Source organism: uncultured Senegalimassilia sp., from assembly GCF_934630535.1.
Lineage (GTDB): Bacteria > Actinomycetota > Coriobacteriia > Coriobacteriales > Eggerthellaceae > Senegalimassilia.
This window is the reverse complement of sequence record NZ_CAKTVU010000018.1, coordinates 1-14,300: the sequence shown is the minus strand read 5'-3', so window position 1 is coordinate 14,300 and position 14,300 is coordinate 1. Positions and strand designations below refer to the sequence as shown.

At 62.3% G+C, this 14,300-nt stretch carries 9 protein-coding genes; 2 read left to right on the top strand and 7 right to left on the bottom strand.

Annotated features, from left to right (window positions below; all coding sequences use genetic code 11):
* Nucleotides 1-107 precede the first annotated feature (107 nt).
* The 3 genes from secD to Q0D52_RS08355 all read right to left on the bottom strand — a co-directional run bounded on the left by secD (nucleotide 108) and on the right by Q0D52_RS08355 (nucleotide 4,905).
* Nucleotides 108-2,690 (bottom strand): protein translocase subunit SecD, encoded by a 2,583-nt coding sequence (gene secD, locus Q0D52_RS08365; RefSeq protein ID WP_294381924.1) that lies wholly within the window; start codon nucleotides 2,688-2,690, stop codon nucleotides 108-110.
* 163 nt (nucleotides 2,691-2,853) lie between these two features.
* The gene (gene tgt / locus Q0D52_RS08360) at nucleotides 2,854-3,999 is read right to left on the bottom strand and encodes a tRNA guanosine(34) transglycosylase Tgt (protein WP_294381922.1); all 1,146 of its coding nucleotides are present in this window, start codon (nucleotides 3,997-3,999) and stop codon (nucleotides 2,854-2,856) included.
* Between the two features lie 3 nt (nucleotides 4,000-4,002).
* The gene (locus Q0D52_RS08355; protein ID WP_294381919.1) at nucleotides 4,003-4,905 is read right to left on the bottom strand and encodes an HAD family hydrolase; all 903 of its coding nucleotides are present in this window, start codon (nucleotides 4,903-4,905) and stop codon (nucleotides 4,003-4,005) included.
* 112 nt (nucleotides 4,906-5,017) lie between these two features.
* On the opposite strand from Q0D52_RS08355, the gene Q0D52_RS08350 reads away from it, so the two are divergent.
* The gene (locus Q0D52_RS08350) at nucleotides 5,018-5,956 is read left to right on the top strand and encodes an epoxyqueuosine reductase QueH (RefSeq protein WP_294381914.1); all 939 of its coding nucleotides are present in this window, start codon (nucleotides 5,018-5,020) and stop codon (nucleotides 5,954-5,956) included.
* 340 nt (nucleotides 5,957-6,296) lie between these two features.
* On the opposite strand, the gene queA is transcribed toward Q0D52_RS08350, so the two are convergent.
* Both queA and ychF read right to left on the bottom strand, forming a co-directional pair.
* Complete coding sequence (gene queA / locus Q0D52_RS08345; RefSeq protein WP_294381911.1) at nucleotides 6,297-7,439, bottom strand: tRNA preQ1(34) S-adenosylmethionine ribosyltransferase-isomerase QueA; 1,143 nt, start codon at nucleotides 7,437-7,439, stop codon at nucleotides 6,297-6,299.
* Between the two features lie 472 nt (nucleotides 7,440-7,911).
* Entirely contained in the window at nucleotides 7,912-8,976 is a 1,065-nt protein-coding gene (ychF, locus tag Q0D52_RS08340) for a redox-regulated ATPase YchF (protein ID WP_294381909.1), read from the bottom strand.
* A gap of 524 nt (nucleotides 8,977-9,500) precedes the next feature.
* Here ychF and rbr point away from each other — a divergent pair.
* Entirely contained in the window at nucleotides 9,501-10,037 is a 537-nt protein-coding gene (gene rbr / locus Q0D52_RS08335) for a rubrerythrin (RefSeq protein ID WP_294381907.1), read from the top strand.
* 218 nt (nucleotides 10,038-10,255) lie between these two features.
* Here the strand turns inward: rbr and Q0D52_RS08330 are convergent, their stop codons facing one another.
* Both Q0D52_RS08330 and Q0D52_RS08325 read right to left on the bottom strand, forming a co-directional pair.
* On the bottom strand, nucleotides 10,256-11,311 hold the full coding sequence (locus tag Q0D52_RS08330) for a branched-chain amino acid aminotransferase (protein ID WP_294381905.1): 1,056 nt from the start codon (nucleotides 11,309-11,311) through the stop codon (nucleotides 10,256-10,258).
* A gap of 595 nt (nucleotides 11,312-11,906) precedes the next feature.
* Complete coding sequence (locus tag Q0D52_RS08325) at nucleotides 11,907-13,289, bottom strand: sodium-dependent transporter (RefSeq protein WP_294381902.1); 1,383 nt, start codon at nucleotides 13,287-13,289, stop codon at nucleotides 11,907-11,909.
* Nucleotides 13,290-14,300 lie beyond the last annotated feature (1,011 nt).

The following is a 14,300-nucleotide window of genomic DNA, read 5'->3' as shown; positions in this document are numbered from 1 at the left end:
GCAATCTACCTGACCGCTATAGCGCAGGAATGCGAAACGGCGGCGCGATCGCCCCGAGCAGCAAACGGGCCGCCCGTTTCCGAGCGGCCCGAAACCATCAACCGATGTTAACCTTGAACCTTCTTGCGCTTCTTCTTGGAGCGGTTTTGCGCCTTGGCGGGCTTGCTTGCAGCCTGCTGGCCCTGGGAGGCAGCTGCGACGGCTTCCTGGCCGGCAGCGGCATCCTCAGCTGCGGCGCCGGCAGCGGCGGCGGCAGCAGCGGCCGCCTGCGGCAGTCGGTTCAGGAACCAGCGCTGGATGTCCGCGCCGTACTTCTTCTGCAGCTTCGCGAACTGCGGCTCGCGCGTCTTCCACATCACGTAGATAGGCGTTGCGATGGCGTAGGACGAGTAGCAGCCGCACACCAGGCCCACGGTCATTGCCAGGGCGAAGTCGCGCAGCGTCTCGCCGCCGAAGATGAGCATGGCCGCAACCGGGATAAGCGAGGTGATGGAGGTGTTGAGCGAACGCACCAGGACCTCGTTGACGGAGTGGTTCGCCATGGTGGCGAACGTGCACTTCGGCGAATCGCCCTTCATGTTCTCGTTGATGCGGTGGAACACGACCACCGTGTCGTAGAGCGAGTAACCCAGGATGGTGAGCAGCGCGGCGATGGTGTTCGGCGTGACCTCGCGACCGACGAGCACGTACACGCCGAGCACGATGACCAGGTCATGCAGCAAGGCGATGACCGCCGACACGCCCATCTTCGGGTCGCGGAAGCGCACCGAGATGTAGGCGATGATGAGCAGCAGCGACACGAAGAACGCGATGCAGGAGCTCTGGATGACGCTGGCGCCCCAGTCCGGGCCGATGGTGGTCACCTCGAAGCTTTCCGCATCCCAACCGAACTGATCGGCAACCTTGTTGGCCGCCGCGGCCGCGCTTTCCGCCGAGGTGTCGGTGGTGCGCACGAGGAAGCCGGCCTGGCCATCGGAGTCGGTGGTCTGCACCACGGCGTCGGGCTCGCCGGCATCGGCGAAGGCGGAGCGCACCTGCTCTGTGGTCACGTCGTTGCCGCCCTGATGGAACGTCACCGAGGTGCCGCCCACGAACTCGATGCCGAAGTTCACGCCGCGCACGCCCACCAGCGCCACGACCAGCACGATCGCCACTGCCGCGATGGACAGGAACACCTTGCGATAGCCCAGCAGGTTGATGTCGAGCTTGATGAAGCGGCCGCGCACGTCGCGACGCGAGGACGCGGGCTTCTCGCCCTGGAAGTACGGGGCGGCCTCCTTGCAGTCCTTCACGCCCCAGAAGCCGGGGTGCTTGGCGATGCACTTCGGCGCCAGCAGGCGGATGATGGGCGCCTTGAACAACAGCATCATGACGATGTCGCAGATGATGCCGAGCGCCAGCGTCAGGCCGAAGCCCTTGACCGAGGCGCTTGCCAGGAAGAACAGCGTGAGCGCCGAGACCATGGTGACCAGGTCGGCGTCGATGGAGGTGAGGATGCCGTGACGCACGCCGGTGACGGAGGCGGCGCGGACGCTGCGGCCCATGCGGATCTCCTCGCGGAAGCGCTCGAGCGTGAGGATGGAGGAGTCCGCCGCCATGCCGATGGTCAGCACGACGCCGGCGATGCCTGCCATGGACAGGCTGAACAGGCCGAAGTGCGACAGCAGGGCCAGAATGCCCAGGTACAGCACGGCGAACACGGCCATGGCTGCCGCGGTGATCAGGCCCAGGCCCTGGTAGAACACCAGCAGGTACAGCATGACCAGCGCAAGGCCGATGGCCGCCACCAGCACGCCGGAGGTCAGCGCGTCCTGACCGAGCGTCGGGCCGACAACCTGCGACTGCGCGTACTCGAAGCTCACGGGCAGCGAGCCGGACTCGAGCACCGTCTCCATGGAGGAAGCGGCTTCCTTGTCGTAACCGCCGGTGATGGAAACCTGGCCGCCGGTGATCTCGGACTGCACGGCCGGCGCGGACTGCACTTCGCCATCGAGGATGATGACGATCTTGCCCTTGGTGCTGGCCAGGTCCTTCGTGGCATCGGCGAACGCCTTCGTGCCCTCGGAATCAAGGGAGACGTTGACCGAGTAGTCGGTGCCGGTCTCGGAGGCGCGGCCGATGTCGACCTTCGTGATGTTGCTGCCGGTGATCAGCGGCGTGTACGTGCCCTCTTCCACCGTCAGATGCTCGGTCTTGCCGGAAGGCAGCGTGTTGCCGAAGTCGTCGGTGATGGTGCCGCTGGAGCCGTACTGGCCGTTCTCGATCTTGGTCTTGACGTCCTCATCGGTGAACGAATCCAGGCGCGCGAACTCCAGCTTGCCGGTTTTGCCGATGGTGGACAGCGCCGTTTCCGTATCGGAAAGGCCCGGGATCTGCACGAGGATCTGGTCGGTGCCCTGCAGCTGCACCACGGCCTCGGAGGCGCCGAGCGCGTTGACGCGCTGCTCGATGATGGCGCGCGACTTCTCCATATCCTCGGAGGTCACGGCATCGCCGTCGGTGCTTTTCGCCGACAGCACCACCGACAGGCCGCCTTGGATATCCAGGCCCTGGTTGATCTTTTCCTGCGGAGGGGTGAACATGAAGATGGACCCCAGCACCAAGACGGTGGTCAGCACCAACAGCCAAACGTTGCGGCGGTTGACGTTGCCGCCCTTCTTCTTGGCCTTGGCGTTTTGCGCTTTCGCCATGCGAGCTTCTCCTAGCCTTTCAAACCATAGGACGGCCCTGCCGGGCCGTCCCTTCCGTGGCGGCGGCTCCAACCGCTGCCATATATACCCTAACTTACTTATTTTCCCACAATCGAGGAGAATACGAAAGCATCAAGAGGCGGGAATCCGCCCGAGCATTATATTAGTAGTCCTTGGCGGCCGGGCTGTTCATCCACTCCTCGTAGAACTGCTCGTACTCGCCCGCCAGCACGGCCTCGCGCGCGCGGCGCATAAGGTCGAGCAGGAAGTGCAGGTTGTGCACCGACAGCAGGATGGCGCCGAGCATCTCGTTCTGCTTCACCAAGTGGCGCAAGTAGGCTCGCGTGTAGTTTTGGCACGTCGGGCAGGTGCAGCTGTGGTCGAGCGGCGTGAAATCGCGCGTGAACTTCGCGTTGCGCATGTTCATGCGGCCCGTGCTGGAAAACGCCGTGCCCATGCGCGCGGTGCGGGTGGGAAGCACGCAGTCGAACATGTCGACGCCCTCGCGCACGGCGCGCACAAGCGTGGTGGGGTTGCCCACGCCCATCAGGTAACGCGGACGGTCCTCGGGCAACGCACGGGCCACCTGGCCGAGCGTCTCGAACATGGTCTCGTGGTCTTCGCCCACCGAATAGCCGCCGATGCCGAAGCCGCCGAAGCGGCGACCGCCCGCCGCCAGGCTCTCGTCCTCGATCTCGCGCAGGCGGCGGATGCTCTCCAGGCGCAGGTCAAGCTCCATGCCGCCCTGCACGATGCCGAACAGCGTCTGATCGGGGCGCTTGTGCGCCGCCAGGCAGCGGCGAGCCCAGTTCGCCGACAGGTCCACGGCGTTGGCAACGAAGCTGCGCTCGGCCGGGTAGGGCGTGCACTGGTCGAGCTGCATGGCGATGTCGGCGCCGATCTGCTCCTGGATGCGCATGTTGGACTCGGGCGTCCAACGCACGTAGCTTCCGTCGTAGATGCTGCGGAAGGTCAGGCCGTCGGCGTCGAGCTTGAGTGTGTCGGCCAGGGAAAACACCTGGAACCCGCCCGAGTCGGTGAGCATGGGGCCGTCGTAGTTCATGAACTTGTGCACGCCGCCGGCCTCTTCCACCAAGTCGGCGCCAGGGCGCATGGACAGGTGGTAGGTGTTCGCGAGCACCACCTGGCTGTTCAGCTGGTGAAGCTGATCGACCGTGATGCCCTTGACCGTGGCCGACGTGCCGACGGCCATGAACATGGGGGTATGGAAGGTGCCGTGCGCGGTTTCGTACGAAAGCGCGCGGGCGTGGCCGCTGGTGGCCTGGATGGTGCAATCGAACAGGGCCATGGGCTAGTCCTCCATCCCGTTGATGACGAAATCGGTGCCGCCGGAACGGCCCGCCTCCTCGAGCGTCTTCGCGCCGCCGGCCTGGCCGTCGGCGATGCCGCTTGCCGCAAGCACGCGCTCGCGCGCGGCGGCCGGCACGATGGCGTCGCTGACGCCTTGCGCCGGGTCGGCGCATTCGGGCAGGGTCTCCACCCAGTCCGCGAACTTCTCCATCGAGCCGTGGCGCACGCTGAACACCTCGAAGCCGATGGGGTCGATCAGGAAATCGGTGACCAGGAAGCCCTCGCAGCCCAGCTGGCATGCGGCCAGGTCCTCCTTGGTGTTGTTGCCGACCATGAGCACGTCGCGGCCTTCGACGCCCGCGGCGGCAAGGTTCTCCGCATAGTAGTCGGGCTTGGGCTTGACGGCGGTGGAGTTCTCGAACGTGGTGATGCGCGAGAACACCGCCGGATCGATGCCGGCCCAGCGCAGGCGCCACTCCACGGCGCGGCGAGGGAACATCGGCATGGTGGCCAGCACCAGCGGATAGCCCTTGGCGGCCAGCGTCTCGATGGCGCGCGCGGCGGCGGGGTTCGGCTCGACGTCGGCGCCCAGCTGGCCGAACTCGTTCTCGTAGAAGTCGCCGATGGCGGCGAGCAGCGCGTCGGGCGTGACGCCTTCGGGCATGTCGATGCAGGCCAGGAACTCGGGCCAAAACGACTCGGAGTTCGCGTGGCCGGAGCCGTTGGTCGCCATGGCGGTGATGCCGCGCTTCATGCCGGTCATGAACTGGTCGGGGGCGATGCCCATGCGCGCGACGTAGCCGCCAAGCGCGCGGAAGTAGCTTTTCATGAAGTCGTCGACGTCCATGGGCAGCAGCGTGCCGTCAAGGTCGAAGAAGACGGCGCGGAAGGTTCGTTTCTCCATATGTCGTGCCTTTCTGCAGATTGCCGCAGGTGGGGATAGTTTTTGCCTGCGTGGTAGTATAGGGGAAGCGCCGCGCCGGCGGCGAAATGCCCATCGAAAAAGGAGTTCGCGAATGAAGTTGTTGCTGCATGCGTGCTGCGGGCCGTGCTCGCTCGAGCCGACGCGCCTGCTGAAGGCCGCGGGGCACGACATCACCATTTACTATGCGAACTCGAACATCCACCCCGCCGAGGAATACGAGCACCGGCTGGCAACGCTGCGCGCATGGGCCGCGGATGCGGGATTCGAGGTGTTGGAAGGCCCGTACGACCCGGCCACGTGGGAAGCATGTGCTGGCCGCATCGGGGACGCCGCGATCGCCGAAGTCGAGCGGGCACGGGCGGAGGCTGGCGTGGAAAGCGAGTGCGCCAGCGAAGGCGGGGGCGAGCTTGGGAGTCGCGTCGAAGCCGCTAGCAACCGGTGCAGGCCGGTTACCGACACGAATCGCGGAGCTGCTTTCCCTGCTGGCGCTACCCTTTCCGCAAGTACCGCGAACAGCGCCTCACCTCGCGCCGCCGTGCTGTCGGTCGACCCCACACGCAGAGAGGCGCGTTGCCGTGCCTGCTACCGCCTTCGCCTAGAGGAAACGGCGCGGGTTGCCGCAGAACAAGGCTTCGAGGGCATCGGCACCACGCTTTCGGTGAGCCCCTATCAATATACGCAGGTCATCCGCGAGGAAGTCGAGCGCGCAGCGACGCAAGCCGGGGTTGTGCCCGTGTTCGAGGACTTCCGCCCTTACTATGACGAGGCCACGCGCGAAAGCCGCGAGCTGGGAATGTACCGGCAGAACTTCTGCGGCTGCCGCATCAGCGACTTGGAAGCGGCCGCCGAACGCGCCGAGCGCAAGGAGCAGCGCGCCGCCGCAAAAGCCGCCGAGCGCGCAGCCCATGCCGACGAGCGCGCCGCCGAGGAAGCCGCACGCGCCGCGCACAAAGCCGAGCGCGCTGCCTACGACAAGAAGCAAGCACGCAAGCGCGCCATCCTAAAAGCCTTACGCGAACAGGGGAAATAACCGGACGCCAGTGCCCAATTCGCCCACAATCGCAACCCACTGCGAGCGGACGCAAGGAACTCGCAAACAAGAAGATACCGGGAGCAAACACGCAGTCACATAGCGGCTAGCGATGAGTTGGCAACTACATCCCAAAGCAAGGAACCCGGCCGTCCTTTCCCCCGCCCCCCATCTCGCTTCACACTAAGGCTCATGCGCGCAAAAGCGCCTCTTGTCTCTCGTTGCCCGAGAAACAAGAGGCGCTCGGCCCGATCCATTGCGGAGCAATCTTTATACAGAGCACCCGAACGTCGAGATGCAGTTCAATCCCTTCGCCAGTCTCTTCCCTCTTAAGCGGATGCTAGCGGATGAACATGGCGTCGCCGAACGACAGCATGCGGTAGCGTTCCGCGATGGCGTGCTGATAGGCGTTCATGATGTTCTCGCGGGTGCTGAACGCGCTGACCAGCATCATGAGCGTGCTGCGCGGCACGTGGAAGTTCGTGACCAGGGCATCCACCACGTGGAACGTGCTGCCCGGCAGCAGATACAGGCTGGTGGCGTCGCGGTCGCGCGCGGTGATGGCACCGGCACCGTTGTCGGCCGACGGATCCCAGGCGCTTTCCAAGCTGCGCACGCTAGTGGTACCCACGGCGATCACGCGGCCGCCGTTGGCGTGCGTGCGGTTAATGGCGTCGACCGTCTTCTGCGGCACCGTGTAGAACTCGGTGTGCATCTTGTGAGCCAGCGGGTCCTCCTCGTCCACGATGCGGAACGTGTCCAGGCCCACCTCAAGCTCCACGGTTTCCCAATCGATGCCCTTCTCGCGCAGGCGCTCGATCAGCTCGGGCGTGAAATGCAGACCCGCCGTAGGTGCCGCCGCCGAGCTTTCGCGACGGGAATACACCGTTTGGTACAGCTCCTCGTCGCCGGCGTAGTGTTTGATATAGGGAGGCAGCGGCGTATGCCCCACCGCGTGAAGCGCCTCGTCAAGCGAAGGGTACGTGGTGGTCAGGCGCGCCACGCGCTCGCCGCGCTGGGCGCCCTCGGCCCAGTCGACGATCTCGGCGGACAGCGCAACGTTGCCTTCGCCATCCGTGAAATCCACCACCGCGCCGCTGCCGGGCTTCAAGCGCTTGCCAGGGCGCACGAGCACCTCCCAAATGGCCTGCTGGTTTTCGCCAGGCGTGGGCTGACCGGCAATATGGGGCACATCCGCATACGGCTGCGCCTTCGAGCCCACAAGCTGGCGAAGCAGGAACACTTCGGACTGTCCGCCCGTGCCGCGCTTCGCGCCGAGCAGGCGCGCGGGCAAAACGCGCGTTTCGTTGGCCACCAGCAAATCACCGGGCTCAAGATAATCGATGATGTCGCGGAAGATGCGGTCCTCGATCGCGCCGGTTTCGCGGTCCATGACCAGCATGCGGCATGCATCGCGCACCGCCGCCGGCTCCTGCGCGATGAGCTCCTGGGGAAGATCGTAATCGAAATCGCTCGTTTTCATCGAGATGCTCCTTGTCGCACGCCCGGCAAGTTTCGCCAGGCATATAAAAGGCCGCGCCGCGCGCAGCCGAATAGCTTTCGAACAGGCAGATTATACGCCAGCCAGATGGTTTTTCGCGCATGTGCGAAAAGTCCGCATGCACTGTCCAGCGAGCTGGCGGCTCCCGCTGTCGTCGCACGTCGCCCCAACGCGAGAAAACAGCCACCGCCGCAACGCGCGCAGATGCGTAGTCCCGGCATACCAACGTTTTAGCAGGGCATAGCCGATTGGCACTCCATCCGATGCCAACGTCTCCGTGGCGACGCGCGCCGGCACACATCCCCAACGCAGCAACGCTCCCATGGCGAATAGCCGATCAGCGCCCCCTCCTGCGCCGGCACCGCCGCTGTTGCGACGCGAAAACACGCGGGGCGAAGCCGGTTTCCCGGCTTCGCCCCGTGAAGTTCGCTAATCGGCCTTGTAACCAGTCGCCTTAAACATTGAACTTGAAGTGCATGACGTCGCCGTCCTGCACCACGTACTCCTTGCCTTCCTGGCGCAGCTTGCCGGCGTTGCGGCAGCCCAGCTCGCCGCCCAGCTCCACGTAGTCGGCGTACGAAGCGGTTTCCGCCTTAATGAAGCCGCGCTCGAAGTCGGAGTGGATGACGCCGGCGGCCTGCGGGGCCTTCGCGCCGATGGGGATGGTCCAAGCGCGCGTTTCCGTTTCGCCGCTTGTGAAATAGCTTTGCAGGCCCAGCAGCTTGTAAGCGCTGCGCACCAGACGCGCCAAGCCAGACTCTTCAAGGCCCATGGCCTCCAGGTACTCCTTCGCCTCGGCGGGGTCGAGCTCGGCCAAGTCGGCCTCGACCTTCGCGGAGATCGGCACCGGCTGGCAGCCGTCGATCTCGGCCAGGTCGGCATCAAGGGCATCCTCGTCCACGTTGGCGATGTAGAGGATGGGCTTCATGGTGAGCAGGTGCAGGTCGTAGATGGCCGCCTGCTCGTCCTCGTCCAGGTTCAGCGTGCGGGCGCGATGACCCTCGTTCAAGCCCTCGAGCACCTTCTTCGCAACCTCGAGCTTCTTCACGCCGGCCTTGTCGCGCTTCGCTTCCTTCTCCAGGCGCGGGATAGCCTTGTCGAGCGTGCCCATGTCGGCCAGAATCAGCTCGGTCTTGATGGTTTCCACGTCAGAGCTGGGGTTCACGCGACCATCAACGTGCACGACGTCTGGATCGCTGAAGAAGCGCACGACTTCGCAGATGGCATCGGTTTCGCGGATGTTCGCGAGGAACTGGTTGCCCAGGCCCTCGCCCTGGCTGGCGCCCGCCACCAGACCGGCGATGTCGACGAACTCGACCGTTGCGGGGACGATCTTGGCAGGATGGTCGATCTCGGCCAGCTTCTCCAAACGATTATCGGGAACGGGAACGATACCCACGTTGGGCTCGATGGTGGCGAAAGGGTAGTTGGCTGCCAAACCGCCCTTGTTCGTGAGGGCCGTGAACAGCGTGGACTTGCCCACGTTGGGCAGACCCACGATACCGATGGAAAGCGACATGCTGAAACTTCCTTAACTAGTGAATACACTTGGCTCTTTATGATACCGCAAACACCGCCCCAGCGCGATGCCCCGCCGAATGCACGTCAGACGGAGCGAAAACCCGCACAAACCGCATAGTGCACGGTCGCCCGCCACGGCCCCATCAAAGTTCTGGGCGGTTTTGCAAGCACTGAAATATAACCTTAGCGGTTCGCATTCTCCTGACCAGGCATTTTGAAATCCCTTACTCGCCCTTTCGCCAAATTCGCGACCAAAACCGCCCAGAACTCCGAGCTCATGGCAAATTCAGCGCCCGAAATCTGCAAAACAACCCAGAACTAGCTCTCTTGCAACAGTTGTGTCACAAAGCAGGAGGCGGCGGCGCGCTCGGGGAGCAGAATCACCCCCCCCTTGCAACAATTGCGTCACAAAGCGATGCAAACGATTGCGCTGCCGCGTGTTTGCCCATACCATCGATAGATGGAAACCAAAGGCACTGCGCGCATGGGCGCTGCGGGCCAACACAGCGAGAGGGGTTTCTCATGAGCAAGTACGAAGGAACGCAAACCGAGAAGAATCTGCAGGCCGCCTTCGCCGGCGAGTCGCAGGCAACCAACAAGTACACCTATTTCGCGTCGGTGGCGAAGAAGGAAGGCTTCGAGCAGATCGCCGAGATCTTCCGCAAAACGTCGGCCAACGAGCAGTACCACGCCAAGATGTGGCTGCGCGAGCTTGAGGGCATCGGCGACACGGCGGAGAACCTCGAGGACGCCGCAAACGGCGAGAACTTCGAGTGGACCGACATGTACGAGGGCTTCGCGAAGACCGCCGAGGAGGAGGGCTTCCCCGAGCTGGCCGAGAAGTTCCGCCAGGTCGGCGCCATCGAGAAGCATCACGAGGAGCGCTACCGCGCGCTGCTGCATAACGTGGAGACCGCTCAGGTGTTCGAGAAGAGCGAGGTCAAGGTGTGGGAGTGCCGTAACTGCGGCCACATCGTCGTAGGCACCAAGGCTCCCGACGTTTGCCCCGTGTGCAACCATCCGCAGGCATACTTCGAGATCAACGCCGAGAATTACTAGGAAGCAAGCGCGGTGCCGATATCCACCTGAGCTGGGAGAACAACCACCAGGAGAACGGAAAGCGCGGCGCAGACAGCCGTTTACGAAGCATTTAGGATACGCGAAGGATAAGTTGCGCCAGGACATCCATCCCGCGCAATCCCGCCGAATGCAAAACGGGGAAAGCAGGTGCTCCTGCTTTCCCCGTTGTCGTTTGCATCAAAGCATGCAGTCGACGGCTATTCGACGTCGATCTTGCAGACCCAGCCGTGCTTGTCTTCCAGCTTGCCATCCTGGATGCCGGTGAGGGTCTCGCGCAGCTGCTTCATAACCGGGCCGATCTCGGTGCAGCCAGCCGGGAAGACGACCTCCTGGTCGGCGCCGTTGACCTTGTTGTCGATCTGGCCGACCGGGCTGATGACGGCCGCGGTGCCGCACAGGCCGCACTCCACGAACTCGCCGCCTGCAACCTCTTCCCACGTGACGTAGCGCTCGTCAACGGTCATACCCAGGTCCTGGGCAACCTGCACCAGGCTGCGACGGGTGATGGAGGGCAGGATGGAATCGGTGTGGGACTTCGGCACCACCAGCGTGCCGTCCTGCTTCACGAACAGCACGTTCGCGCCGCCGGTCTCCTCGATATAGGTGCGGCTTTGCGAATCCAGGTAGATATTCTCAGCGTAGCCGTTGCGATGCGCCTCCATGGTCGGGCGCAACGACATGGCGTAGTTCAAACCAGCCTTGATGTTGCCGGTGCCGTGCGGTGCGGCGCGGTCATACTCGGACACGCGCAGCTTGATCGGCTTCAAGCCGCCCTTGAAGTACGGGCCGACGGGCGTGACCAGGATGCGGAACGTGTACTCGGGAGCCGGAGCAACGCCGATGACCTCGCCGGAACCGATCATGAACGGGCGCACGTACAGCGTGGCGCCGGAACCGAACGGCGGCACCCATGCGGCGTTCGCCTTCACGACCTCCTTGACGGCCTCGACGAAGCGATCCTTCGGGAAGCCCGGCATCTCAAGACGCTCAGCGGAGTCGAACATGCGGCTTGCGTTCATGTCCGGACGGAAGCAAACGATGGAGCCCTCTTCGGTGGTATAGGCCTTCAGACCCTCGAACACTTCCTGGCAATAATGGAAGATACCGGCGCACTCGGAAAGATGCAGATCGTGGTCGGTGGTGAGACCGCCCTCGTCCCACTCGCCATCCTTCCAATGAGCTTCGTAGCTGTAGTCGGTCTGATGGTAGCCGAAATCAAGGCTGCCCCAGTCAAGATCTTTCTTCTCGACCATCGTGATGCTCCTTCGTGAAAGGGCGCTTTGCGCCCAACGTGCAAATTACGCTTGCCGAATACCTTACACCCAAAGCGAAGGGAAGATGAGGAGCATCCGGCCCTACGGCAGGCCAAAAGGACGCAACCACGTAGGAATTTACCTATTCGAAACAATCAGCGAGCAGGTCGAATCTTGGGAACTCTAGAGGCGCCGCCACGTTACCACCATAGCGAACAACACAATGCGCCGCCTTCTGCCTGCGGCGTAACGTGATCCATCGCACACGTCAGCTCATACAGCAACCCTCAGCGCAAACCGCGCTTGGAGGTGCCGGCCGAAGCTGCTCCACGGCACCACAACCCAGTTCTTCGCCGGCATCCGCAAAACCATCCCCCTTCCCTTCATCCGAGAATCAGCGAATGCGTTGCAGAGAGGCTAGCGCGCAAGCAATACCACCCATCCCCATACATGCCACCAGCCCTTGGACGAACCACGCATGACCCAGACGAGGAGTGACTGCCCTTAAAAGACAAGAGGCCGCCGACAAACGTCGACGGCCTCTTGATGATTCCCTAGCTAACCCACAACGCTAGATACCCACATGATCAGCCCGCTACATGCTGAACAAACCGAATTGCGCAGCAACATAGGCGACCAAGATAACCACCAGCAGCACAGGCGCGATGAACTTCACCATGACGGTGAACATCTTCTCCGCCTTGAACGGACCGGAGGATTTCACCTCGTCGATGATAGCCTTGGGCTTGATGATCCAGCCGACGAACACGCATGCCATCAGCGCCGCCAGAGGCATCATCACGGAGTTGGAGATAAAGTCCAGGAAGTCCAGGATAGTGCTGCCCGGCCCCAGCGGCTCGATGAAAGCCAGCTGGCAATAGCCCAGGTTCACGATCATGGCCATCACGAAAATGAACACCATGGAAGCAATAAGCGCCTTTTTGCGCGTGATATGCGCAGAGTCCTGAACGATGGACACGCAGGTCTCAGTAAGCGAAATGGAGCTGGTCAACGCAGCGAACACCACCAGCAGGAAGAACAGGAAGCCCATGATCGAGGCGATGCCGCCCATCTGATCGAACACGGTGGGCAAGATAACGAACATCAGCGACGGACCCGACTTCGAGGCAACGGCCTCGGCAGAGCCCATGGCAACAAACGCTGCAGGCACGATCATCAAGCCAGCCAGGAACGCATAGCCGGTATCGAAAAGCTCGATACGGCGCACGGACTGCTCCAAGTTGTCGGACTTCTGCATGTAGGAACCATACGTGATCATGATGCCCATGGCCAAAGAGAGGCTGTAGAACATCTGCCCCAGTGCAGCAATGACAAGCTCAACGCTGAACTTGCTGAAATCAGGGGTGAGATAATATGCCAAGCCATCAATAGCGCCGGGCAGCGTAAGCTCGTAGATGCAAATACCGGCCGTCATGACCAACAGCACAGGCATCAGGATACGGTTGGCGCGCTCGATACCGTTCTTCACACCAAGCGCCACAATAGCGAACACGATCAGCAGGAAGGCGATGGCCCAGATAAAGCTCTCCCCACCACCGCTGATAAAGTTGGTGAAGTACGTACCGCCATCGGCCAAGGCCGCAGAGCCATCCATGATGTACGCACCGGCATACTTGAGTACCCAACCGCCGATGATGCAGTAGTACGGCACGATGATGAACGGAATCGCAGAAGTGAAAATGCCGATGAAGGCGTATTTCTTCCCGAAGGATTTGAAAGCGCCAAGCGCGCTTTGCCCGGTTTTGCGACCAAGCGCCGACTCAAGTATCATCAATGTGAAACCGAACGTGACAACCAGCACCACATAGGTGATAAGGAACACGCCGCCGCCGTACTTCGCAGCCAGATACGGAAAACGCCACAGATTTCCCAAGCCGATAGCCGAGGCCGCAGCAGCCAAGATAAACGCCCACTTGCCCGACCAGGACGCACGCGCGCCCCCTGAATTAGCAGACATGTCATTCTCCCATCCTTGCGTGGCGCGATCCTGCGAACATGCCGTAAACGGTCCCGACCCGTCTACGATTCCAAGCTAAAAAGGGCTTGCCGCAAAGCAGATTCACCTACCGCCTTCGGCAGGTCCGCATCAGACCCCGCAAGCGCCGAGCATTTGGTGCCAACATCAACGACACGCACATTCCCCGCACCCGCATTGCGCCAATAAACTATTTGTAGCTTTGAAATTATAGTCCTCACAAAGGGCTTTCGGTGACCAATAAAAATCCAAATCGGGAAGCGGCGCATAACGAAATATAGTGGGCTTACAACGCGAGCGAGGAAAGAGCACGACCGGGCCAAAACCCATCTCGATAACCGAACGCGATACAGAACCGTAACGACGGTCAACACATTGTCGAACCGCAAATGAATCCCCGCATAGGGATTCCCCATGCGCCACTGATAGGCGACCAAGAATACCGGCGCCCTCAACGGTGTAAAACAAAAGAACGGCCCATCCAAGCCGACCGGAATTGCCCGGCACACCCCTAGACGACGTACAAAACGCCGCGAACAAGCCACCTCGAGAACAAAATGGGCTAATGATATTTGAAAGCAAAAATCGCAACATATCAATTAAAGGGAATCAAAGCCAAGAACCCACCTCAAATGCAGAAAGGACCCGCAGTGGGAATCGATCCCCTCTGCGGGCCCTCGGGCGCACGATATGCGGCCGTCCGCGCTTCGCGAACCCGGCCATGTAACAGGTCCGCGAGCACAGGAAACCCTGCGATGGCTTCCCAGACAATATGCCAAGCGCTTTTCAACAGCCCGACAATCTCATAGCCGCGCATAAAGGGCACGTGCGCCACGAAAGCGCGGAGCCGCTGCAATTCCCGATTGCCCCAAACGCGAGAAGGTCCGCAGGGGGAATCGTCCCCTTGCGGGCCTTCTCGGCGCGTGCGGCGCATTCCGCGCGTCTCCTCGCGCGCGGAATGCGCGCAACAAGAAAAGCGCCCTCCGCGAGCGC

What these genes read in the sequence shown, in the direction of transcription:
- Q0D52_RS08350 (WP_294381914.1), top strand. Translation starts at nt 5,018, where the DNA reads ATGAAGTTGTTGCTGCATGCGTGCTGCGGGCCGTGCTCGCTCGAGCCG.
- ychF (WP_294381909.1), bottom strand. Translation starts at nt 8,976, where the DNA reads ATGTCGCTTTCCATCGGTATCGTGGGTCTGCCCAACGTGGGCAAGTCC.
- Q0D52_RS08355 (WP_294381919.1), bottom strand. Translation starts at nt 4,905, where the DNA reads ATGGAGAAACGAACCTTCCGCGCCGTCTTCTTCGACCTTGACGGCACG.
- secD (WP_294381924.1), bottom strand. Translation starts at nt 2,690, where the DNA reads ATGGCGAAAGCGCAAAACGCCAAGGCCAAGAAGAAGGGCGGCAACGTC.
- queA (WP_294381911.1), bottom strand. Translation starts at nt 7,439, where the DNA reads ATGAAAACGAGCGATTTCGATTACGATCTTCCCCAGGAGCTCATCGCG.
- tgt (WP_294381922.1), bottom strand. Translation starts at nt 3,999, where the DNA reads ATGGCCCTGTTCGATTGCACCATCCAGGCCACCAGCGGCCACGCCCGC.
- Q0D52_RS08330 (WP_294381905.1), bottom strand. Translation starts at nt 11,311, where the DNA reads ATGGTCGAGAAGAAAGATCTTGACTGGGGCAGCCTTGATTTCGGCTAC.
- rbr (WP_294381907.1), top strand. Translation starts at nt 9,501, where the DNA reads ATGAGCAAGTACGAAGGAACGCAAACCGAGAAGAATCTGCAGGCCGCC.
- Q0D52_RS08325 (WP_294381902.1), bottom strand. Translation starts at nt 13,289, where the DNA reads ATGTCTGCTAATTCAGGGGGCGCGCGTGCGTCCTGGTCGGGCAAGTGG.